Below are 21378 nucleotides of genomic sequence, written 5' to 3'. Positions count from 1 at the left end.
ACTGCCGGATCGCCGGTGCGTCGATGTGGAGCGACTCCAGCGTGGGCGCGCTCGGCCAGTACGGAACGGACCGGTAAAATAGGGCGTCGTGTGCCGTCCCAGTGCGACTTTCGCCGTCTGGTCCTCAGCGTGGCTCAACGGAGCCGCCGCATCCGACGATGTCCTCGATGCCCTGCTCGCGTGGGGTGAGGCCCACGACGTGGTCGCCGCCGACGCCACCGCGGCGGAGGCGTTCGCGCTGCCGCTGGCCTTCAACCGCGCGGCCACCCCGGTCCAGCTGCTGATGGCGTTGCGTTCGCAGGGAGCGAAAAGCATGCGCCTGGTCCTCCCGGTCCCGGGCGACGTCCGCGGCCTCGGCGGCGGAGGCCCGTTCACCGAGGCGGCACTGCGCGCGGGTGACGCGGTGGTGCTCGCGGACCTCGGGTTCGGGCTGGTGCCGGAGCCGATCGCCGAGGGGCTCGTCCGGTGGACGGTGTTCTCGATTTCGCCGACGCCGCCGGAATACGTTGGGCTGGCCGAAGCCGAGCACGGGTTGACGGACGCGATCCGGAACAGCGCGGGGGCGCTGCAGGCGCTGGACGTGGCCTCGGACCGGCCGGGGGTGCGGGCGGAGCTGTCGGCGCACCTGCGGTCGCGGCCGGATGTGGACTGGCCGGCGGGCACGCCGGGGCGGGCGTTGCGGGTGTTGCAACGGGCGGAGGAGATCGCGGCGATCTTGGCGATCGCGTCGTCCGATGACCCGGGTGGAGCGATTTCGGCGTCGGCATCGACGTTGCGGGCCCAGGCTTTGCGGCCGTTGTCGGATGCGGTGCGAACGGCCCGGTGCGCGGCGGTCAACGAGGCCGTGCGGGTGTTCGCGGAATCCACGGCCCGCGAGGGCTGACGTTTTTCCCCATCACGGTCGCCAGTCGAAGCCATCGGGCCAGGCGGTCGCGTCGTCGACTCGCGCACCGTCCAGCGTCGCCCCGGTGAGGTCCGCGTTCGACAGGTCGGCACCGCGGAGGTCAGCGCCGGTCAGGTCGGCCTCACGCAGGATCGCGTTGCGCAGCACCGCCTCTCGAAGGTCGGCCCCGGACGCCACGACCCCGCGCAGGTTCGCTCTCCGGAGCCAGGCTGGTAGCAGGCCCTCAGGTCGGCGCTCTGGTGTTCGACCGCCCCGCCCGGCGCCTCGATCCACCGACCCAGTGCAGTGAGCGCCGCCTGGACGTCGGGCGAGCGGACCTTCAGCAGCGGCAGCTCGGGCGGGTCGTCGGGGCTGGGCCCCGGCTCGAGCGCGACGAGGGTCACGGGGTCGTGCACCGACCAGGGCGACTCCGAGCGCACGTAGGCCGCGAGCAGCTCATGGATCCCCGCGCGGGCTTCGACCGAAGTGCGAGCTATCTGCTCCAGCGCGAAGATCGCGCCGACCCGGACTCCGGCCCGGTCGTGGCCGAGCTGCCCGATCGACCTGCTGAGCTGCTCGTTCACCTGCGTCCGGGTACCGAGCTGCAGCTGCGCCATCGCCGAATCCAGGCTGTGCCGCAGCTGGCCGCGGCTGATCTGAAGCTGACGCCAGGTGAAGTAGGCGCCCACCACCACGACGAGCCCGCCGATGCCCTGTAGCAACGTCGTCCGGAATTCGTTCTGCAGCCGCAACCGGGTGGCGGCGTCGGGAACCGTGACCGCCGGCACGATCGCCACTCGAAGCGTCCGGCCGGCCATCGAGTGTCATCCGGCACCGGACGTGCCCAGCGGAAGACCCCGCACGCGGGGGGCTGCCCGCCGTCAGCGAGCTGGGCGCTTCGCCGGCTCGCAACACCCCACCGCACACGGCGCACCATTGACCGTGCACCCCGCTACCGGGAACGTCGACAGCTTCCGCGGCTCCACCCCGTGCGTGTGCTCGCGCACCAGCTCCACCACCAGCTCCGCGAACCTCGGGTCCGAGCCCGCCGTTGCCGCGCGGGCGAACTTCATCCCGTGCTCGACCGCTCGCTCGGCTGCCTCGTTGTCCAGGTCCCAGATCACCTCGAGGTGGTCCGACACGAACCCGATCGGCGAGACCACCACGCCGGGGACGCCCGACTCGTGCAGCGCGTCGATGTGGTCGACGATGTCCGGCTCCAGCCACGGCACCTGCGGGGGCCCCGAGCGCGACTGCCACACGACGTCGTACTCCGGAATCCCCGCCTCGGCCGCCACCAGCCGCGCGGCCTCCGCGATCTGGCGCGAGTAGCGGTGGCCGCCCTCGGAGGGCGGGCCCGACGCGCGGTCCGCGCTCGACGGGACCGAGTGCGCCGTGAACACCGTGCGGATGCCCGGCTCGTCGCCCAGTGACGCGTGCGCCGCCCGGACGCCGTCCGCCACCGCCGATACGAACAGCGGGTGGTCGAAGAACTGGCGGATTTTCACCAGTTCGGGTGCCTCGGAGCCGACCGCCGCGCGGGCGCGTTCGATGTCTTCGTCGTACTGGCGGCACGCCGAGTAGCCGCCGTACGCGCTCGTGGGGAACACCAGCACCCTCGAGGCGCCGGACGACGTCAGCTCGGAAAGGGTGTCCTCGACCATCGGGTGCCAGTTGCGGTTGCCGAAGTGCACCGGCAGGTCGATGCCGGCCGCCGCGAGCTGCTTCTCGACCGCCGCGATCGCGTCGCAGTTCAGCCGGTTGATCGGCGAAACCCCGCCGAAGTGCTGGTAGTGCTCCGCGACTTCGAGCAGCCGCTCCCGCGGCACGCCCCGGCCCTTGGTGACGTTCTCGAGGAACGGCATGACGTCGTCAGGCCCTTCCGGACCGCCGAACGAAAGCCACAGCAACGCGTCGTATCCCACCCCGTCATCTTGCCGATGTGGCGGCCCGCACGCTGACGCGGGCCCGTTGTGAATCGCTCAGTCCAAAACTCTGCTAAGCTCCCACCCATGGCCAGGCCACGCGAGTTCGACGAAACCGCCGCCGTCGAGAAGGCGATGCACGCCTTCTGGGAACACGGCTACGAGGCGACATCGACACAGGACCTGTGCGAGGCCACCGGACTCGGCCGCAGCAGCGTCTACAACACGTTCACCAGCAAGCGAACGCTCTTCCAGCGTTCGCTCGCGCACTACACGAGCACCCAGCTCGGCAAACGGCAAGCGGTCCTCGACGGCCCCGGCACCGCGGCCGAGCGGCTCGCCGCGGTCCTCGACCAGGCCATCGAAGACGACGTCGACCAGCGCCGCCGCGGCTGTCTCGTGGTCAACACCCTCGCCGAACTCGGCCTGCCCGACGACGAAGTGGGCGCGGCACTGCGGGACGACACCGACCGGAACCTCGTGATGTTCGCCGAATGCGCCCGCGAAGGCGTGCTCGACGGCAGCCTCCGCGACGGCCTCGACCCCGCCGACGTGGCGGAGTTCCTGCTCAGCACCACCTCGGGCCTGCGCGTGATGGCCCGCCGGGGCACCAGCCGCGAGAGCATGCACGCGGTCGCGGACCTCGCCCTGGCCGCCATCACGCGCTGAGCGCCGCACACCCCGGACTCTGCACGCCCTGATTTTGAACTGAACGATACAGAATTGGGAGGGACCCCATGCCGCTGGCCGTCTTCGTCCTCGGGCTCAGCGTGTTCGCGCTGGGCACGTCCGAGTTCATGATCACCGGCCTGCTCCCCGGGATGGCCGCCGACCTGAACGTCAGCATTCCCGACGCGGGCCTGCTGATCTCCGCGTTCGCCATCGGGATGGTCGTCGGGGCGCCCCTGCTGGCCATCGGCACCCTGCGCCTCCCCCGCCGCCGCACGCTCCTCGCGCTGCTCGCGGTCTTCTTCGGGGCGCACGTCGTCGGCGCCCTCGCCAAGGGGTACGCCCTCCTCTTCGCGACGCGGGTGGTCGCCGCCCTCGCCTGCGCGGGGTTCTGGGCCGTCGCCCTGGCGACCACGATCGCGCTCGTCCCCGTCGAGCGGCGCGGGCGCGCGATGGCGGTGCTGGTCGGCGGGCTGACCGTCGCGAACATCGCCGGGGTGCCGGCCGGCACGTTCCTCGGCCAGCACGCGGGCTGGCGGACGGCCTTCTGGGCGGTGGCGGCGGTGACGCTGCTCGCGGCCGCCGGCGTGGCGCTGCTGGTGCCGGAAACCACCGGTGGCCCGGTGAGCGTCCGCGGTGGGCTGCGGCTCTACCGCCGGGGGCGGGTCTGGCTCGCGCTCGGCGTGATCGCCTTGTGCCAGGCCATGATCTTCGCCGCGTTCAGCTACCTGGCGCCGTTGCTGACCGAGACCGACGGCCTGCCCGGCGGGTGGGTGCCGGGTGTCCTGGCGCTGTTCGGCGTCGGTGCGCTGATCGGGATCAGCGTCGGCGGCCGGCTCGCCGACCGGCGGCCGTTCGCGACGCTCTACGGCTGCCTCGCCCTCGCGCTGACCGCGTTGCTCGTGCTCGCCCTCACCACCGACGCGCTCGTCGCCGTCGCGGCCGTGCTCGCCTTCGGCGCGGCAGCGTTCGGCGCCAACCCGGCCCTGAACCTCCGCGCCTACCAGGCCGCCGGCGACGCGCCGACGCTCGTCGGCGCCAGCACCACCTCGGCGTTCAACGTCGGCAACACGGTCGGCCCGTGGCTGGGCGGCGTCGCGATCGACGCCGGGCTCGGGTTCCCGAGCGTGGCCTGGACCGGCATCGCCCTCGGTGCGGCCACGCTGGTCGCGCTCACGGTCGCGGTCGCCGTCCAGCGGAGCGACGACCGCGAACCGGTGCTCGTGTGAGGCTCAGATGCCGAGGAAGTGGACCCCGCCGTCGACCATGATCATCGACCCGGTCGTGGCCGGGAGCCAGTCCGACAGCACCGCGCAGACGCTCTTCGCCACCGGGTCCGGGTCCGTGCTGTCCCAGCCGAGCGGCGCGCGCTCGCCCCAGCCGTCCTCCAGGTCGACGAAGCCCGGGATGGACTTGGCCGCCATCGTCTTCATCGGGCCCGCGCTGACCAGGTTGACGCGGATACCCTGCGGCCCCAGCTCCTTGGCCAGGTACCGGTTGACCGACTCGAGGCCGGCCTTCGCGACGCCCATCCAGTTGTAGACCGGCCACGCGACGCGCGCGTCGAAGTCCATGCCGACGTACGACGCGCCGCGCCCCATCAGCGGCAGGCACGCCTTCGCCAGGGACATGTACGAGTACGTCGAGATCTCGATCGCGGTCTTGACGTCCTCGGCCGGCGCGTCGAGGAACGGCGCGCCGAGGCAGGTCTGCGGGGCGAAGCCGATCGAGTGCAGCACGCCGTCGAGGCCGTCGACGTGCTCGCGGACCTTGTCGGCGAGGCCGTCGAGGTGCTCCTGGTTGGTGACGTCCAGTTCGATCACGGGCGCCTCTTCGGGCAGCCGCTTCGCGATGCGCTCGACGAGCGACATGCGGCCGAAGCCGGTCAGCACCACCTTCGCACCCTCCTGCTGCGCGATCTTGGCCGCGTGGAAGGCGAGCGAAGCGTCGGTGATGATGCCGGTGATCAGCAGGCGCTTGCCTTCGAGCAGTCCGGGCACGGGTCCTCCAGGTCTTGGTTCGGTGAACGGGAAACGCGGTGTCTTCGAAAAGCGTCAGTGACCGATGCCGAGGCCGCCGTCGACCGGCAGCACCGCGCCGTTGACGTAGCCGGCTTCCTCGGACGCCAGGTAGCGGACCGCGGCGGCGATCTCCGACGGCTCGGCGTACCGGCCGGAGGGCACCTGCGCGAGGATCTCCTTCTTGCGTGCCTCGGGCAGCTCGTCGGTCATGTCGGTGTGCACGAAGCCGGGGGCGATGACGTTCGAGGTGATGTTGCGGGAGCCGAGCTCGCGCGCCAGCGAACGCGCGAAGCCGACCAGGCCGGCCTTCGACGCCGCGTAGTTGGCCTGGCCCGCCGAGCCGGAGAGGCCGACCACCGAGGAGATGAAGACGAACCGGCCCCACTTGCCGCGCAGCATGCCGCGCGAAGCCCGCTTCGCGACGCGGAAGGCACCGGTGAGGTTCGCGTTGACGACGCGCTCGAACTGCTCGTCGCTCATCCGCATCAGCAGCGTGTCGTCGGTCAGCCCGGCGTTGGACACCAGCACCTCGACCGGGCCCTGGTGCTCCTCGACGAGCTTGAACGCGGCGTCGACCTGCTCGGTGTCGGTGACGTCCGCCTGGACCCCGAAGAGACCTTCGGGCGCGCCCGAGCCACGGTGCGTGACGGCGACCCGGTGACCCTGCTCCGCCAGGTCCCGGGCGATCGCCAGACCGATGCCCCGGTTGCCCCCGGTGACCAGAACCGACCGTCCCACAGTGTTCTCCCTCTTCGTCGACGTGCGCTGATGCCGGGCACGAGGTTATCGGCAGCTCCGCCGGGCCGCGCACCCGCGCCCGGCGGTGCCCGCGACCGCCCTAAGCGGGTGTTAGGAACTGCCTCCCGACCTTGCTGGTTACCCGCTGGTTGGTCACCGTGAGTCGCAACACAGGAGGTCGACGATGACAACCCGGATCAGCTCCGCGACCACGGGGCCCGTGAGCGAGAAACGCGTGATCGGCAACGTGCTGCGCGGCTCCATCGGCAATCTGGTCGAGTGGTACGACTGGTACGCCTACGCGGCGTTCACCACGTACTTCGCCAAGTCCTTCTTCCCGACGACCGACACGACGGCGGCCTTCCTCGGCACGGCCGCGGTGTTCGCGGTCGGGTTCCTCATGCGCCCGCTCGGCGGCTGGATGCTCGGCCGGTTCGCCGACCGCTTCGGCCGCCGCAGCGCCCTGGTGCTTTCGGTCACGCTGATGGCCGGTGGCTCGCTGCTCATCGCCGTCACGCCGAGCTACGGCACGATCGGGCTGGCGGCTCCGATCCTGTTGCTGGTCGCCCGGCTCATCCAGGGCTTGTCCGTCGGCGGCGAATACTCCACCTCGGCGACCTACCTGTCCGAAGTGGCCACTCCCGGCAAGCGCGGCTTCTACTCGAGCTTCCAGTACGTGACGCTCTACGGCGGCCAGCTGCTGGCGCTGGGGCTCCAGCTGATCCTGCAGGGCCTGCTCACCGAACAGCAGCTGACGGCGTGGGGCTGGCGGATCGCGTTCGGCGTCGGAACGGTGGCCGCGCTCAGCGTCATGTGGCTGCGCCGCGGGATGGACGAGTCCGAGAGCTACACCCGCGAAGCGGACGAGGCCGGGACGACCGGCGAACGCGGCACCCTGCGCGCGCTCGCCAAGTACCCCAAGGAGATCGCGCTCGTCGTGGGGCTGACGCTCGGCGGCACGGTGGCGTTCTACACCTTCGCCACCTACAGCCAGAAGTTCCTCGAGAACACCGCGCACATCCCGCGGCGCACGGTCACGATCATCCTGTTCTCGGCGATCCTCCTCGCGGCGATCCTGCAGCCCCTGGCGGGCAAGCTGTCCGACCGGATCGGCCGCCGCCCGCTGCTGCTGTTCTTCGGCATCGCGGGCACGCTGCTCACCGTCCCGATCATGACCGTGATGGGCTCGACCCGGAACCCGGTCGGCGCGTTCCTGCTCGTCCTGGCCGGGCTCGTGGTCGTGGCGGGCTACACGTCGATCAACGCGATCGTGAAGGCCGAGCTGTTCCCCACGAAGATCCGCGCCATCGGCGTCGGCCTGCCCTACGCGCTCACCGTCGCGATCTTCGGCGGCACCGCGGAGCTCATCGCGCAGGCGCTGAAGAGCGCCGGCCACGAGTCGGTCTTCTTCTGGTACGTCGCGGGCTGCGTCCTGGTCTCCCTGATCGTCTACGGCACAATGCGGGAGACCTCCAGGACCTCGGAGCTGGAAGAACGCTGAGAAGGGATGGCCGTGCGCGTCCTCCTCGTCGAAGACGACGCGGGTGTCGCCGGCGCGCTCGCCGAGTCGCTGCACGCGCGCGGTCATCCCGTCACCAGCGTCGGCCGTGGCGCGGACGCGCTGCACCGCCACCGCGACGCCGACCTGGTCCTGCTCGACCTCGGGCTCCCCGACCTCGACGGCCTGGACGTGCTCCGCAAGATCCGCGCGGTGTCGGCGGTCCCGGTCATCGTGCTGACCGCCCGCGGCGACGAACGCTCGGTGGTGCGCGGCCTGCGCCTCGGCGCGGACGACTACCTCACCAAGCCCGTCCGGCTGGCCGAGCTGCTGGCCCGGATGGACGCCGTGGTGCGCCGCGCGGTGGCCCGTGACGCTCCCGCCGGGGACGTCGTGCGGATCGAAGACGTCGAGATCGACCTCGGTGCCCGCCGGGTGCTCGTCGCCGGGCACGACATCGGGCTCACGACCAAGGAGTTCGAGATCCTGGCGGTGCTCGCGGCCCGCCCCGGCACCGCGGTCAGCCGCCAGCAGCTGATGGACGAGGTCTGGGGCGACGCCTACCTCGCCGTCTCGCGCTCGCTCGACGTCCACCTGACCGGGTTGCGCGCGAAGCTGGACCGGCCGGGCCTGCTCACGACGATCCGCGGCTTCGGCTACCGGCTCGGCCGGGACTGACCCCGTGCGCACCCGGCTGCTGGTCGTGCTGGTCGCCCTCGCGCTCGCCGTGGTCGCCGCGTTCGCCGTGCCGCTGCTGGCGTCCACGGCCGAGCAGCGCACCCAGCAGTTGGTCATCTCCCGCACCGCCGACGTCGACCGGTTCGTCGTGCTGGCTCAGCAGGCCGTCGACACGCGCGACCCGGCGGCGCTCGTGGCCGACGCGGCCCGCTACGCCGAGCTGTACGGCGAAGGCGTTGTCATCGTCGACGCGCGCCGCGATCCGCTGGTCCAGGCGGGCGGGCTGACGGCGGCCGACCCGGCGGTGCACGCGCTGGTGGAAGCGACCATGCGCAACCAACCGGCGCCGCAGGTCGGCCGGCTCGGCCCGTGGTCGGCCGGGCCCGCGTACTTCGCGCGGCCGGTCGGCACCGGCACCCGCGTGTCCGGCGTGGTCGTGCTGCGGGCGTCGGTGACGACGGCGGCCGCGGACGTCGCGACCCGCTGGGGCACCATCGGCGCCGGCGCGCTGCTGGTCGCGGTCGTGTTCGTGCTCCTCGCCGTGGTGTTGGCCCGGTGGATGGTCCGGCCGCTGCACGAGCTGGAGACCGGCGTCCTCGCCGTCGCAGCCGGGCACCGCGCGCACGTCCCGGAGCGCGCCGGGCCGCGGGAGCTGCGGGTGCTGGCCGGCGAGGTCAACCGCATGTCGGAGGCCGTGCTCGAGGCGGCCGAGCAGCAGCACCGGCTGGTCGCCGACGCCTCGCACCAGCTGCGCAACCCCATGGCGGCGTTGCGGCTGCGCGTCGACTCGCTCGCCGGGCGGGTCGAGGGCGACGACACGACGTACCGGGCGACCGTCGCCGAAGTCGAACGCCTGGAGAAGCTCCTCGACGGGCTGCTGGCCCTCGCACTGGCCGAGAGCACGGCGACGCGGGTCGCGGCCGGGGGCGCGGACGAGTCGTGCGACCTCGCGTCGGTGCTCGCCGAGCGCGTCGACGCCTGGCGTCCGGCCGCCGAAGACGCCGGTGCGACGCTCCTCCCGCCGCCGGGGCACGACGAGCCGGTCACCGTGCGCTGCCCCGAGGGCGAACTCGCGCAGATCCTCGATGTGCTGCTGGACAACGCCGTCCACTACGCCGGGCGCGGCGCGAAGATCACGACCGGCTGGGAAGCCGGCGCGGACACGGCGACGCTGGTCGTCGCCGACGACGGACCCGGACTGTCCACTGAGGACCGGGCGCGGGCGACCGAGCGGTTCTGGCGCGCCGGCGGCGAAGGCGCCCCGCGCGGTACCGGGCTCGGCCTGGCCATCGCGCACCAGCAGGTGCGCACCCGCGGCGGCGTCCTCGAACTGCGCCAAGCACTGCCGCGCGGGCTCGAAGTCCGCGTCACGCTGCCGTTGGCGGAGGCGCCATGACGATCACGCGGCGCACCGCCGTGCTCGGCGGCCTCGGACTGGCGCTGGCCGGCTGCTCGACGTCCGGCTATGGCGGCCCCGAACGGACGGTCACCATCTCGGCCGGCGAGCGCGGTGGTTTCTACCTCGCCTTCGCCGAACTGCTCGCCGCTCAGCTGAGCCGCGCCGAGCCGAAGCTGCACGCCACCGCCGTGCCGACCGAGGCGAGCGTCGCCAACGTCGACCTCGTGCGCCGCGGGCAGGCCGACCTCGGGCTCGTGCTGGCCGACGTCGCCCAGACGGCGTTGACCGGCGGAGCGCCGTTCGCCGGGAAGGTGCCGCTGCTCGCGCTCGGCCGCGTCTACGAGAACTACCTGCAGCTCGTGGTGCGCGCGGACGGGCCGGTGCGCCGGCTCGCCGACCTGACCGGCCGGCCGGTGTCGCTCGGCGCGGGCGGCTCCGGCGCGGCCCAGCTCGGCGAGCGCCTCTTCGCGAAGGCCGGGGTCACCGTGGACGCCCGGCACCTGCTCTTCGACGACGCCGTCCGCGCGCTGGCCGGCCGCCGGATCGACGCGATGCTGTGGTCCGGCGGGGTGCCGACGCCGAAGCTCGCCGACCTCACTCGCACGACCCCGATCGCCTTGCTGTCCCTGGACGCGGTGGTGCCCGCGCTGCGCGCCGCGTACGGGCCGGTGTACGACCAGGTCCAGGTGCCCGACGGCGCGTACCGCGGGGTCGGCGCCTTGGGCACGATCGGCGTCGCGAACCTGCTGGTCTGCTCCCCCGCCCTGCCCGACGACGTCGCCGCGGCCGTCGTCCGGCTGCTCGTCGAGCGGGCGACCGACCTGGTGCCCGCCGAAGCCGTCGGGACGCAGTTCCTCGACGTGCGGACGCTCATCGGCACGCAGCCGGTGCCGCTGCAGCCGGGCGCGGCGGCCGCGTACCGGGCGCTGCACGGCTGAGCGCTAGATTGGGCCGGTGACCGAACCCCGCCGCAGAGTCGTCGAGATGCCGCTGCGCGTGCGCTACCACGAGTGCGACGGCCAGGGCATCGTGTTCAACGCCCACTACCTGGCCTATGTGGACATGTGCTCCTTCGAGGCGGAGAAGGCGCTCTTCGGTTCGCACGAGGAGTTCCTGGCCCACCGCACGGACGTCGTCGTGGCGGAGGCGAACCTGAAGTTCCGCGCGCCGGCCCGGTACGACGACGAACTCGTGGTGTCGCAGTACCTGACCCACCTCGGCACGACGTCGCTGATCTTCGACTTCGAGATCCACCGCGGCGAGACCCTGATCGCGGCGGCGACCCTCCGGTACGTGTTCATCGACCCGGAGACGCTGCGCCCGCAGGCGCCGCCGGACGCGGTCCGCAAGGCCTACGCGGCCCTGCTCGAGGACTGAGCCCCGTGTTCCGCGTTCTCTTCTACCAGCCGGAAATCCCGCCGAACACGGGCAACGCGATCCGGCTCGCCGCGAACACCGGCTGCGAGCTGCACCTGGTCGAGCCGCTCGGCTTCACGCTGGAGGACAAGCAGCTGCGCCGCGCCGGGCTCGACTACCACGACCTGGCAAGGGTGCACGTCCACGCGTCGCTGGCCGCGGCTTGGGAAGTGTTGCTGCCGGCCAAGGTGTACGCGTTCAGCGCGTCGGCGACCCGGCTGTACACGGATGTCGCGTACGGACCGGGTGATGTGCTGATGTTCGGGCCGGAATCGGTGGGGCTGCCGGCTTCCGTGCAGGAGGCGCCGGAGGTGACCGACCGCGTGCGGCTGCCGATGCTGCCGACGAGCCGCTCGCTGAACGTCGCCAACACGGCGGCCATCACGGTTTACGAAGCCTGGCGGCAGAACGGCTTCGCGGGCGCGTGATCACCGTCCGGTAGGTTCGCCGGATGCGACAGCAGTTCCTGGGGGCGCTCATCGGCGCCGCGTTCGGCACCGTGTTCGTCCTGGTCAACTCCGGCGACCCGCTCCCCGCGGCGATCGGCTGGGTGCTGCGCGCCCTCGCCGTGCTCGCGCTCGCGGCCGTGGTGGTCCTCGGCGTCCGCGCCGGCGGGCGGCCCACCCTCGAAGGCCGGCCGATGTTCGGGCCCAGCTACCGGGTGATCGTCATCGGCGAGGTCGTCCTGCTGATCGCCGGGTTCTTCGTCCTCAGCCTGCTCGACGCGCCGGTGCAGGCGAACGTCGCGTGGATCGCCACCATCGTCGGCCTGCACTTCGTCGCGCTCGCGTCGGCGTGGAAGACCCGCTCGATCCTGGTGGTGGGAGTGGTCCTGACCGTGCTCGGGGTGGTGGGTCTCGCTCTGCTGGGGAGCGCCGCCGCGTGGGTGCCGTTCGTCAGCGGCGTGCTCTCCGGGGTGACCCTGCTCGGCGGAAGCCTCTACGGCGTCCGCCGAGCCTGAGTCACGGCAGTCTCTGCCCGAAGAACAAGCTCGCCGCCGCGCCGAGCATGAGGAACAGCGTCCCCACGACCACCCACGGCTTGCTCGCGTCGGCGTCCTTCAGCTCGTAGCCGATCTGCTCCCCGAGGTCCGCGTAGACCTTCTTCAGCTCCTCGGCGCTGGCCGCCTTGTAGAACTCGCCGCCCGACAGCCTCGCGATCTCGCGCAGCGACTCGTCGTCCACGCTCACCGGCTGGGCCTTGCCGTCGATGTCGACCGAGCCGTGCGTCGTGCCGAACGAGATCGACGAGATCGGCACCCCGGCCTGCTTCGCCGCCTGCGCGGCCGTGTAGCCGCCGCGCGCCGCGTACAGGTCTTCCGGCACCGTCTGCTTGCCGTCGGACATCAGCACGATCCGGGCCGGCGGTGGCCCGTCCGCGCCACCTACGACGCTGGAGAAGCTCTCCACCGACTGCAGGGCCGCGAAGATGCCTTCGCCGGTCGCCGTCGACTGAGCCAGCTTGAGGTTCTCGATCGCCTTGATCACGCCGTTGCGGTCGGTGGTCGGGTTGACCAGCACCGTCGCCGTGCCCGCGAACGAGATCAGGCCCAGGTTGATCCCGGGGGTCATGTTCCGCGCGAACTGCGTCGCCGCGTCCTGGGCTGCCTTCAGCCGCGTCGGGGCGACGTCGGTGGCCTCCATGGACAGCGACACGTCGATCACCAGCATCACGGTCGCCCGGTTGCGCGGGACCTTCTGCTCAGCGGTCGGGCCGGCCAGCGCCACGGTGAGGATCAGCAGCGACAGCACGATCAGCACCGCCGGCAGGTGCCGCACCCAGCCCTGGCTCTTCGGCGCGACCTTCTCCAGCAGCGCGAGGTTGGCGAACCGCATGGTCCGCTTCCGCCGCGCGCGCTGCGCCAGGACGTACCCGATCGCGACCGCCGCGACGGCGAGCAGCAGCAGGAACCACCACGGCGCGGCGAAACCCGTCAGACTCACGCCACACCCCCCGACCAGCGGCGCTTGCGGGCGACGACGAACCGCACCATGTCGGCGATCCAGTCGGCGTCGGTGCGCAGCGTCAGGTGGGCCGCGCCCGCGCGCCGCAGGCCGGCCGCCACCTGCTGCCGGTGGGCGTGGGCCGCGGCCCCGAACTCCTTGCGCAGCAAGGCCGACGCATGCACTTCGCGCTGCTTCCCTGTCTCCGGGTCGGCCAGCACGACGGTGCCCACTTCGGGCAGGTCGACGTCGCGCGGGTCGAGGACTTCGATCGCGATCAGTTCGTGCCGCCCGCCCAGCGCCCGCAGCGGCCGCTCCCAGGACGTGTCGCCCAGGAAGTCGGAGATCACCACGGCCAGGCCACGCCGCCGCGGCGGCCGGCGCAACGCCTCGAGGGCCTGCGCGAAGTCACCGCGGGTGCCTTCGGCCGCCCGGGGCGTCTCGGCCAGCTTCCGCACGATGCTGCGGGCGTGCGCGAGGCCGCCGCGCGCCGGGATGCGGGTCATCTCGGCGCCGGTCGAGACCAGCGCGCCGATCCGGTTGCCGCCGCCCCCGGTCAGGTGCGCGACCGCCGCGACCGCGCAGACCACCAGATCGCGCTTCTCGCACAGCGCCGTGCCGAAGTCGAGGCTCGCCGACAGGTCGGCGACCACCCACGTCTCCAGCTCGCGGTCGGCCACGGTCTCGCGGATGTGCGGGGTCGTGGTGCGGGCGGTGACCGCCCAGTCCATCCGGCGGACGTCGTCGCCGGGCTGGTACGGGCGGGCCTCGCCCGGCTCGGACCCCGGCCCCGGCACGAGGCCGAGGTGGTTGCCCTGCAGCAGCCCGTCGAGCCGGCGGCGGACGTCGAGCTCCAGCGTCCGGAGCCCGGCCTCCAGCCGGTCGCCCCGCAGCACCGGGGGCGCCCACGAAGGGCGGTCGCCCTTCTCGTTCTTCGCCATCGCCGGGTTACCTGACCGGCGCGCCCGCCGGGACCGGGCCGCCCTGGCCGGCCCCGCCCTGCGGCCGGGCCGAGACCTGCGGCAGCGGCACGGTCTGCAGCACGCGCGTGATGATGTGGTCGATGGGCACGCCGTCGGCCAGCGCGTCGTAGGACAGCACGAGCCGGTGGCGCAGGACGTCCGGCACGACGTCGACGACGTCCTGCGGCAGCACGTAGTCGCGGCCGCGGACCAGCGCCAGCGCGCGGGCGGCGGCGATGATGCCGAGGCTCGCGCGCGGCGAGGCGCCGTAGGACACCCAGCCGGCGACGTCGGCGAGGCCGTGCTCGTTCGGCGTCCGGGTGGTCAGCACCAGCCGCACGACGTAGTCGACCAGCGCGTGGTGCACGAACACCTGCGACGCGACGCCCTGCAGCCGGACCAGCTCGGCCGGGCTGAGCACCTCGTGCGGGGTGGGCGGGGCGACGCCCATCCGGTAGATGATCTCGCGCTCCTCCTCGGCGGAGGGGTACTCGACGACGATCTTGAACAGGAAGCGGTCGCGCTGCGCTTCGGGCAGCGGGTACACGCCCTCGTTCTCGATCGGGTTCTGGGTGGCCAGCACGAGGAACGGGTCGGGCATCGGGAACGTCTGCCCGCCGATCGACACGTGCCGCTCGGCCATCACCTCGAGCATCGCCGACTGGACCTTGGCGGGCGCGCGGTTGATCTCGTCGGCGAGCACGAAGTTCGCCACGACCGGGCCGAGCTCGACGTCGAACCGCTCGGCGCCCTGGCGGTAGATGCGGGTGCCGAGGATGTCGGCGGGCACCAGGTCCGGCGTGAACTGGACGCGCGAGAACGAGCCGCCGACGACCCGGGCGAACGTCTCGACGGCGAGGGTCTTCGCCACGCCGGGCACGCCTTCGAGCAGCAGGTGGCCCTTGGCCAGCAGGCCGACCAGCATCCGCTCGACCAGGCGGTCCTGGCCGACGATGATCCGCTTGACCTCGAACACGGTCCGCTCCAGCAGCTGGGCGTCCCGCGCCGGTGTCGCCTGCTGGCCGTTCCCGCCCTCGGCGTAGCCGGGCTCGGTCACTCTGCCTCCTCGAAAGTTCGTGCGCCGCCCCCGCGACGGTGATCACGCGGTGCGACCGTACTGCGTCCCCCGGTCGTCCGTCCGTCCGGCACGCGGACGCACGGGTTCGCCCGTGTGTAGCCAACACCTCCCCCGGTGTGACATCTGTGAAGCTGATCCGGTTCCCGGGGTCAGCGGTGGCGCTCGAGGTCCTCGGGGGTGTCGATGTCGTCCGCTTCGCCCCGCTCCGCCGGGACGTCGGTGACGCTGAGTCCCCCCAGCACCCGCCGCAGCGCCGCGTTCTCCACCCGCTCGGGCAACGCGGCCCGCAGCGCCGCGGCCCGCCAGGCGCCCAGCAGCCACTGCCGGGCGCCGGCGGCGTCGACGAGGACCGCGCCGTCACCGTCGCCGAGCGCGGCGACCAGGCGGTCCACTGTGGACCGCCGGACCCCCGGCAGGTCGGCGGCCAGCACGACGACCACCTCGACGTCGTCCGGGACGAAGGCGAGACCGGCGGCCAGCGCCGCGACGGGCCCGGTGCCGGGCACCGGTTCGCGCGTCCACACGACGTCGAAGCCGGGCCGCCGCGGGCCGACGGCGATCACGCGTTCGGCCCCGGAGAGGGCGTGGATCGCGCGGGCCAGCAAGGGCTTGCCCCCCACCGACAGCGCCGGCTTGTCCACACCGGACAGCCTGCGGGCCGAACCCCCGGCCACCACGATCCCCGCGTAGCGCATCCGGCGAGGCTAGCGGCCCGGGACGAGGAAGGTGAAGCCCGCGCCCGGGTATCGGCATCGAGACCGTGCGGACGGCTGCCTGACGCCGCAACGAGCCGAACGGCGCGCCCGCGCCGACGGCCGGCGCGAACCGGCTCCGCGCCGATCAAGTGAGCCCGCACCGGCCCTGATTCCCGCACCGGGCAACCGGGCGAGCCCGGCCGTCAGCGGGTCAGCACGAGGTACGCGAGGCCCAGCACGCCCCGGTAGTCCCGGACGTACTCGAGCAGCCGCCGGTCGAGCCAGTCCCGGACCTCTGCCGCCCGCGGGTCGGCCGGGTGCGCCGCCAGCCACTCCGCCCAGCCCGCGCGCGAGGTCGACTCGAAGTCGTCCCACTCGAGCTGGTCGGCGGTGCTGAGGTGCAGCACGCGCCAGCCGGCGGCACCGGCGGCCTCGACCAGCTCCGGCAGCGTCAGCGTGTCCGGGCCGAAGATCTCCAGCGCCGCCGGGGCCGGCGGGGCCGCCCAGAAGCCGTCGCCGTAGAGCAGCCGCCCGCCCGGCCGCACCACCCGGGCGAGCCCCTCCAGCGCCGCCTTGGTGGAGCCGAAGATGTGGGCGGCGCCGACGCAGAAGGCCCGCTCGACGGGAACGTCCCAGGTCGCGGCGTCCGCCTCGGAGAACTCCACCGCCAGGCCGCGCTCCGCGGCCGCCACCCGCCCGCGCTCGAGGCCGGTCGGGTCGGTGTCGACGCCCGTCGCCCGCAGGCCCGGCGCCCTCTCGAAAGCCCGCAGCAGCAGCTCGCCCCAGCCGCAGCCGAGATCGACGAGGTGTCCGTCGCCCAGGGCCATCCGGTCGAGCAGCAGCGAAGCCTGGGCCTCGGACAGGGGTGTGTTCCAGCGCATCCGCGAGCGCCGCAGCGCGTTCAGTTCGTCGTCCACGCGCCCGATCCTGTCGGCGGGACGCCACCGCCGTCGAGCGAGTTTCAGCCGATCAAACGGGTCGCGAACGGCATGATCCCGCCGTAGCGCACCGGCGCGACCCGGACCCGCAAGCCGGACTGCGGTGCTTCGACCATCTGGCCGTTGCCGAGGTAGAGCGCGACGTGGTGGATGCCGCCCGGGCCGCCGTAGAACAGCATGTCGCCGCGGCGCATCTGCGACAGCGGGACTTGCCGCCCGGCCGTGTACTGGTAGCCGCTGTAGTGCGACAGGGACGTCACCCCGGCGAAGGCGTAGATCATCAGGCCGGAGCAGTCGAAACCGATCTTGTTGTAGTCGCCGTAGCTGTCGGCGACGCCGCCGTCGCGGATGCCGCGGGTCGGGCCGCTCGCGTTGCCGCCGCCCCACGCGTACGGCAGGCCGATCTTCGACAGCGCCCGCGCGATGACCGCCTCGATCGACGAGCCGGCCGGCCCCGACGCCGGCTTGCTCGCCGGCCGGCCGCCGCCACCACCACCGGACGAGCCCAGCGCGGCCTGACGGGCGCGTTCGTCGTCCTCGCGCTGCTTCTCGGCGAGCCAGTCCTGGTAGCGCTGCCGCTGGCCCTGCAGGCCGTTGACCTTCGCCTGGGCGGCGTAGAGCTGCTGCTCGACGTCGGACTTGTTCTTCTCGAGCTGCGTGTTCTGCGTGGCCTGGCTGTCCTGCGCGCTGATCGCCCTGGCCTGCGCGGAGTCCGCGCTGGTCTTCGCCTGGTGCGCGGCGTCCTGCTTCTGCTGGGCGATCTCGGCGGCCTTGCGGGCCGCGGCGTCCTTGTTCGACTTCTCGGTCTGCGCCTGCTGGAGCCGGTCGAGGGCGTTGAGCCGGTCGCCGCCGACGGCGTCGAGCAGCTGCGCGCGGGCCAGCATGTCCTTGGGGCTGTCGGCGCTCAGGTAGGCCGAGAGCGAGCCGACCGTGCTGCCCTGCTGGAAGCTCGCGGCGGCGAACGTCTTGAGGTCGTTGCGGGCCTTCTCGATCGCCGCGGCCGCCGCGTCCGCCTCGGTGCGGGCGGCCTTGGCGTCGTTCTCCGCCTGCGCCGCCGCGTCCTGCGCGGACTGCAGGTCGACCAGGGCCTTGTTGGCCTCTTCCTGCTTGAGCTCGACGTCGTCCTGCAGCTGCGACAGCTTCTGCTCGGCCTGAGCCAGCTGGTTGGTCAGCCGGCCGACCTCGCCGGCCTTCGCGTTGGCGTCGGCCTTGCTCGAGCTGAGGTCGGAGTCGCTGGGGTTGGGCGGCGGAGGGGGCGCCGCGAGGCCCGTGCCGCCGGCGCCGAACAAGATCACCAGCGTGAGCGCGCTCACGGTGAGTCCACGGCGGGCCCGCGGCACCTCCGGACCCCCACGCCGTCCCGCCACGACCGCCCACCTCCGCTCACCTGCGCACATCGCGCGTCACTGCAGTCACACCACTATCACAAGCATCACCGGAAACTTACACACCGTAGGCACCAATTCCCCTTATTGAGGGACCCTCGGCGCGGATGGCGCAGCCCACACCGCGTGTCGTCTTGTCCGGTAAACAGGACACGCGTACTGTTTGAGGCACCGCGAGGTGTGGCATCCCGAATCCGGTCCTACGGTGGGGGTGCGCAAGACTCGCCACCACCGAACCCGACCGAACTGACCCGGGACTCGACCGCCGCACCGGCGCGGAAGTCCACGCCACTGGAGTTAGACGTGACCGCACCTGCCAGCAAGGACAGCTTCGGCGCCAAAGACACGCTGAAGGTCGGCGACGCCTCGTACGAGGTGTTCCGCCTGAACAAGGTCGAGGGCGCCGAGCGGCTGCCCTACAGCCTGAAGATCCTGCTCGAGAACCTGCTGCGCACCGAGGACGGCGCGAACATCACCGCCGACCACATCACCGCGCTCGGCTCGTGGGACCCGAACGCCGACCCGTCGATCGAGATCCAGTTCACGCCCGCCCGCGTGATCATGCAGGACTTCACCGGCGTGCCGTGCGTCGTCGACCTCGCCACCATGCGCGAGGCGGTCACCGACCTCGGCGGCGACCCCGACAAGGTCAACCCGCTCGCGCCGGCCGAGCTGGTCATCGACCACTCGGTCATCATCGACGTCTTCGGCCGCCCCGACGCCTTCGAGCGCAACGTCGAGATCGAGTACGAGCGCAACCGCGAGCGCTACCAGTTCCTGCGCTGGGGCCAGGGCGCCTTCGACGAGTTCAAGGTCGTCCCGCCGGGCACCGGCATCGTGCACCAGGTCAACATCGAGCACCTCGCCCGCACGGTGATGGCCCGCAACGGGCAGGCCTACCCCGACTCCTGCGTCGGCACCGACTCGCACACCACCATGGTCAACGGCCTGGGCGTGCTGGGCTGGGGCGTCGGCGGCATCGAGGCCGAGGCGGCCATGCTGGGCCAGCCGGTGTCGATGCTGATCCCGCGCGTCGTCGGCTTCAAGCTGACCGGCGAGATCCCCGCCGGCGTCACCGCCACCGACGTCGTGCTCACGATCACCGAGATGCTGCGCCGCCACGGCGTGGTCGGCAAGTTCGTCGAGTTCTACGGCGAGAGCGTTTCCGCGGTGCCGCTGGCCAACCGCGCGACCATCGGCAACATGAGCCCCGAGTTCGGCTCCACCGCGGCGATCTTCCCGATCGACGAGGAGACCGTCCGCTACCTCAAGCTGACCGGCCGCTCGGCCGAGCAGGTCGCGCTGGTCGAGGCGTACGCCAAGGAGCAGGGCCTCTGGCACGACCCGTCGCGCGAGGCGTCCTACTCCGAGTACCTCGAGCTGGACCTCTCGACGGTCGTCCCGTCGATCGCCGGCCCGAAGCGCCCGCAGGACCGCATCGAGCTGTCGGACGCGAAGTCGTCGTTCCGCAAGTCGATCCACGACTACGTGGACGGCGAAGACACCACCCCGCACACCAAGATGGACGAGGCTTCGGAGGAGTCCTTCCCGGCCAGCGACGCGCCGTCGCTGTCGTTCGCCGAGGACGACGCCGTGCCGGTCACCAGCTCCGCCGCGAACGGCGCGTCGGGCCGCCCGAGCAAGCCGGTCAAGGTCTCCACGCCGGACCGCGGCGAGTTCGTCCTCGACCACGGCGCCGTGGTGATCGCCTCGATCACCTCGTGCACCAACACCTCGAACCCGTCGGTCATGCTCGGCGCCGCGCTGCTCGCGCGCAACGCCGTGGACAAGGGCCTCGCGGTCAAGCCGTGGGTGAAGACGTCGATGGCGCCCGGCTCGCAGGTCGTCACCGACTACTACACCAAGGCCAACCTGTGGCCGTACCTGGAGAAGCTGGGCTACCACCTGGTCGGCTACGGCTGCACCACGTGCATCGGCAACTCCGGCCCGCTCTCGGACGAGATCTCCGCGGCCATCCAGGAGAACGACCTCACCGCGGTCTCGGTGCTCTCGGGCAACCGGAACTTCGAAGGCCGGATCAACCCCGACGTGAAGATGAACTACCTCGCGTCGCCGCCGCTGGTCATCGCCTACGCGCTGGCCGGCACGATGGACTTCGACTTCGCGAACCAGCCCCTGGGCCAGGACACGGACGGCAACGACGTCTTCCTGAAGGACATCTGGCCGACGGCGCAGGAGATCCAGGAGACCATCGACTACGCGATCACGCAGGAGATGTTCACCAAGGACTACGCCGACGTCTTCGACGGCGGCGAGCGCTGGAAGTCGCTGCCCACCCCGGAGGGCAAGACCTTCGAGTGGGACGCCGAGTCCACCTACGTCCGGAAGCCCCCGTACTTCGAGGGCATGACCCCGGAGCCGGCGGCGGTCACCGACATCACCGGCGCGCGCGTGCTGGCGAAGCTGGGCGACTCGGTCACCACCGACCACATCTCCCCCGCCGGCGCGATCAAGCCGGGCACCCCGGCCGCGCAGTACCTCACCGAGCACGGCGTGGAGAAGAAGGACTTCAACTCCTACGGCTCGCGACGCGGCAACCACGAGGTGATGATCCGCGGCACGTTCGCGAACATCCGGCTGCGCAACCAGCTCCTCGACGACGTGCAGGGCGGCTACACCCGCGACTTCACGCAGGAGGGCGCCCCGCAGGCGTTCATCTACGATGCGGCGCAGAACTACGCGGCGGCCGGCACCCCGCTGGTCGTGCTGGGCGGCAAGGAGTACGGCTCGGGCTCGTCGCGTGACTGGGCGGCCAAGGGCACCTCGCTGCTGGGCGTGCGCGCGGTCATCACCGAGTCGTTCGAGCGCATCCACCGGTCGAACCTGATCGGCATGGGCGTCATCCCGCTGCAGTTCCCGCAGGGCGAGTCGGCCTCGTCGCTCGGCCTGGACGGCACCGAGACGTTCGACATCTCGGGCATCACCAAGCTGAACGACGGCGAGACCCCGCGCACGGTGCACGTCACCGCCACCAAGGCGGACGGCTCCATGGTGGAGTTCGAGGCGGACGTCCGCATCGACACCCCGGGTGAGGCGGACTACTACCGCAACGGCGGCATCCTGCAGTACGTGCTGCGGAAGATGACGCAGGCGTAAGGCTCCTGCCCGAAAGGCCTCCCCGTCGCTCGC

The 21378-nt window shown here is 72.1% G+C and carries 22 protein-coding genes; 11 read left to right on the top strand and 11 right to left on the bottom strand.

What is annotated here, in order from left to right; translation table 11 throughout:
• Positions 1–88: 88 nt before the first annotated feature.
• Positions 89–883 (top strand): hypothetical protein, encoded by a 795-nt coding sequence (locus ACZ7OH_RS06655; RefSeq protein WP_470279936.1) that lies wholly within the window; start codon positions 89–91, stop codon positions 881–883.
• 12 nt (positions 884–895) lie between these two features.
• Here ACZ7OH_RS06655 and ACZ7OH_RS06650 read toward each other — a convergent pair whose 3' ends face one another.
• The 3 genes from ACZ7OH_RS06650 to ACZ7OH_RS06640 all read right to left on the bottom strand — a co-directional run bounded on the left by ACZ7OH_RS06650 (position 896) and on the right by ACZ7OH_RS06640 (position 2808).
• Positions 896–1081 (bottom strand): pentapeptide repeat-containing protein, encoded by a 186-nt coding sequence (locus ACZ7OH_RS06650; RefSeq protein WP_470279935.1) that lies wholly within the window; start codon positions 1079–1081, stop codon positions 896–898.
• Entirely contained in the window at positions 1015–1671 is a 657-nt protein-coding gene (locus ACZ7OH_RS06645) for a hypothetical protein (protein ID WP_470279934.1), read from the bottom strand. Before ACZ7OH_RS06645 ends, ACZ7OH_RS06650 begins: the two co-directional genes overlap by 67 nt.
• Positions 1672–1764: 93 nt before the next feature.
• Positions 1765–2808, bottom strand: a complete 1044-nt coding sequence (locus ACZ7OH_RS06640; RefSeq protein ID WP_470279933.1) for a ferrochelatase — start codon at positions 2806–2808, stop codon at positions 1765–1767.
• A gap of 87 nt (positions 2809–2895) precedes the next feature.
• Here ACZ7OH_RS06640 and ACZ7OH_RS06635 point away from each other — a divergent pair, with 87 nt between their 5' ends.
• Positions 2896–3477: a TetR/AcrR family transcriptional regulator gene (locus tag ACZ7OH_RS06635; RefSeq protein WP_470279932.1), complete on the top strand. Its 582-nt coding sequence runs from the start codon at positions 2896–2898 to the stop codon at positions 3475–3477.
• A gap of 68 nt (positions 3478–3545) precedes the next feature.
• Positions 3546–4706, top strand: coding sequence for a Cmx/CmrA family chloramphenicol efflux MFS transporter (locus ACZ7OH_RS06630; RefSeq protein ID WP_470279931.1), 1161 nt, complete (start codon positions 3546–3548; stop codon positions 4704–4706).
• Positions 4707–4709: 3 nt separating this feature from the next.
• Here ACZ7OH_RS06630 and fabI read toward each other — a convergent pair whose 3' ends face one another.
• Positions 4710–5477: an enoyl-ACP reductase FabI gene (gene fabI, locus ACZ7OH_RS06625; RefSeq protein WP_013226770.1), complete on the bottom strand. Its 768-nt coding sequence runs from the start codon at positions 5475–5477 to the stop codon at positions 4710–4712.
• Between the two features lie 54 nt (positions 5478–5531).
• Positions 5532–6236 (bottom strand): 3-oxoacyl-ACP reductase FabG, encoded by a 705-nt coding sequence (fabG, locus tag ACZ7OH_RS06620; protein WP_470279930.1) that lies wholly within the window; start codon positions 6234–6236, stop codon positions 5532–5534.
• Between the two features lie 184 nt (positions 6237–6420).
• On the opposite strand from fabG, the gene ACZ7OH_RS06615 reads away from it, so the two are divergent.
• From ACZ7OH_RS06615 to ACZ7OH_RS06585, 7 genes are read left to right on the top strand one after another with little or no spacing between them, the layout of a single operon-like run.
• A complete protein-coding gene (locus tag ACZ7OH_RS06615; RefSeq protein ID WP_470279929.1) occupies positions 6421–7737 on the top strand; it encodes an MFS transporter in 1317 nt (438 codons plus the stop codon).
• 6 nt (positions 7738–7743) lie between these two features.
• Positions 7744–8412: a response regulator transcription factor gene (locus ACZ7OH_RS06610; protein ID WP_470279928.1), complete on the top strand. Its 669-nt coding sequence runs from the start codon at positions 7744–7746 to the stop codon at positions 8410–8412.
• Positions 8413–8416: 4 nt separating this feature from the next.
• Positions 8417–9808: a sensor histidine kinase gene (locus tag ACZ7OH_RS06605; RefSeq protein WP_400907443.1), complete on the top strand. Its 1392-nt coding sequence runs from the start codon at positions 8417–8419 to the stop codon at positions 9806–9808.
• Entirely contained in the window at positions 9805–10749 is a 945-nt protein-coding gene (locus ACZ7OH_RS06600; protein WP_470279927.1) for a TAXI family TRAP transporter solute-binding subunit, read from the top strand. The genes ACZ7OH_RS06605 and ACZ7OH_RS06600 overlap by 4 nt, the downstream gene beginning before the upstream one ends.
• Positions 10750–10765: 16 nt before the next feature.
• Complete coding sequence (locus ACZ7OH_RS06595) at positions 10766–11188, top strand: acyl-CoA thioesterase (protein ID WP_470279926.1); 423 nt, start codon at positions 10766–10768, stop codon at positions 11186–11188.
• Positions 11189–11193: 5 nt separating this feature from the next.
• The gene (locus ACZ7OH_RS06590; RefSeq protein WP_364457063.1) at positions 11194–11655 is read left to right on the top strand and encodes a tRNA (cytidine(34)-2'-O)-methyltransferase; all 462 of its coding nucleotides are present in this window, start codon (positions 11194–11196) and stop codon (positions 11653–11655) included.
• Between the two features lie 23 nt (positions 11656–11678).
• Entirely contained in the window at positions 11679–12188 is a 510-nt protein-coding gene (locus ACZ7OH_RS06585; protein ID WP_470279925.1) for a hypothetical protein, read from the top strand.
• Position 12189: 1 nt separating this feature from the next.
• Here ACZ7OH_RS06585 and ACZ7OH_RS06580 read toward each other — a convergent pair whose 3' ends face one another.
• The 6 genes from ACZ7OH_RS06580 to ACZ7OH_RS06555 all read right to left on the bottom strand — a co-directional run bounded on the left by ACZ7OH_RS06580 (position 12190) and on the right by ACZ7OH_RS06555 (position 18183).
• Positions 12190–13170 (bottom strand): VWA domain-containing protein, encoded by a 981-nt coding sequence (locus ACZ7OH_RS06580; protein ID WP_400907454.1) that lies wholly within the window; start codon positions 13168–13170, stop codon positions 12190–12192.
• Positions 13167–14111 (bottom strand): DUF58 domain-containing protein, encoded by a 945-nt coding sequence (locus tag ACZ7OH_RS06575; RefSeq protein WP_470279924.1) that lies wholly within the window; start codon positions 14109–14111, stop codon positions 13167–13169. The genes ACZ7OH_RS06580 and ACZ7OH_RS06575 overlap by 4 nt, the downstream gene beginning before the upstream one ends.
• Before the next feature lie 7 nt (positions 14112–14118).
• Positions 14119–15189: an AAA family ATPase gene (locus ACZ7OH_RS06570; RefSeq protein WP_400907460.1), complete on the bottom strand. Its 1071-nt coding sequence runs from the start codon at positions 15187–15189 to the stop codon at positions 14119–14121.
• A 170-nt stretch (positions 15190–15359) separates the two neighbouring features.
• Positions 15360–15905, bottom strand: coding sequence for a molybdenum cofactor guanylyltransferase (gene mobA, locus ACZ7OH_RS06565; protein WP_470279923.1), 546 nt, complete (start codon positions 15903–15905; stop codon positions 15360–15362).
• A 203-nt stretch (positions 15906–16108) separates the two neighbouring features.
• Positions 16109–16822: an SAM-dependent methyltransferase gene (locus tag ACZ7OH_RS06560; RefSeq protein ID WP_470279922.1), complete on the bottom strand. Its 714-nt coding sequence runs from the start codon at positions 16820–16822 to the stop codon at positions 16109–16111.
• Positions 16823–16866: 44 nt separating this feature from the next.
• Entirely contained in the window at positions 16867–18183 is a 1317-nt protein-coding gene (locus ACZ7OH_RS06555) for an NlpC/P60 family protein (RefSeq protein WP_470280316.1), read from the bottom strand.
• Between the two features lie 348 nt (positions 18184–18531).
• Between ACZ7OH_RS06555 and ACZ7OH_RS06550 the strand changes: the two genes are divergently transcribed.
• Entirely contained in the window at positions 18532–21345 is a 2814-nt protein-coding gene (locus ACZ7OH_RS06550) for an aconitate hydratase (RefSeq protein ID WP_470279921.1), read from the top strand.
• Positions 21346–21378: the final 33 nt, after the last annotated feature.

The sequence above is a fragment of the Amycolatopsis sp. NPDC114478 genome, from assembly GCF_055633805.1.
Note: the sequence above shows the minus strand (reverse complement) of the source record. Positions and strands in the feature narration are given on the sequence as shown.

What these genes read in the sequence shown, in the direction of transcription:
- ACZ7OH_RS06635 (WP_470279932.1), top strand. Translation starts at nt 2,896, where the DNA reads ATGGCCAGGCCACGCGAGTTCGACGAAACCGCCGCCGTCGAGAAGGCG.
- ACZ7OH_RS06630 (WP_470279931.1), top strand. Translation starts at nt 3,546, where the DNA reads ATGCCGCTGGCCGTCTTCGTCCTCGGGCTCAGCGTGTTCGCGCTGGGC.
- ACZ7OH_RS06615 (WP_470279929.1), top strand. Translation starts at nt 6,421, where the DNA reads ATGACAACCCGGATCAGCTCCGCGACCACGGGGCCCGTGAGCGAGAAA.
- ACZ7OH_RS06610 (WP_470279928.1), top strand. Translation starts at nt 7,744, where the DNA reads ATGGCCGTGCGCGTCCTCCTCGTCGAAGACGACGCGGGTGTCGCCGGC.
- ACZ7OH_RS06600 (WP_470279927.1), top strand. Translation starts at nt 9,805, where the DNA reads ATGACGATCACGCGGCGCACCGCCGTGCTCGGCGGCCTCGGACTGGCG.
- ACZ7OH_RS06585 (WP_470279925.1), top strand. Translation starts at nt 11,679, where the DNA reads ATGCGACAGCAGTTCCTGGGGGCGCTCATCGGCGCCGCGTTCGGCACC.
- ACZ7OH_RS06575 (WP_470279924.1), bottom strand. Translation starts at nt 14,111, where the DNA reads ATGGCGAAGAACGAGAAGGGCGACCGCCCTTCGTGGGCGCCCCCGGTG.
- mobA (WP_470279923.1), bottom strand. Translation starts at nt 15,905, where the DNA reads ATGCGCTACGCGGGGATCGTGGTGGCCGGGGGTTCGGCCCGCAGGCTG.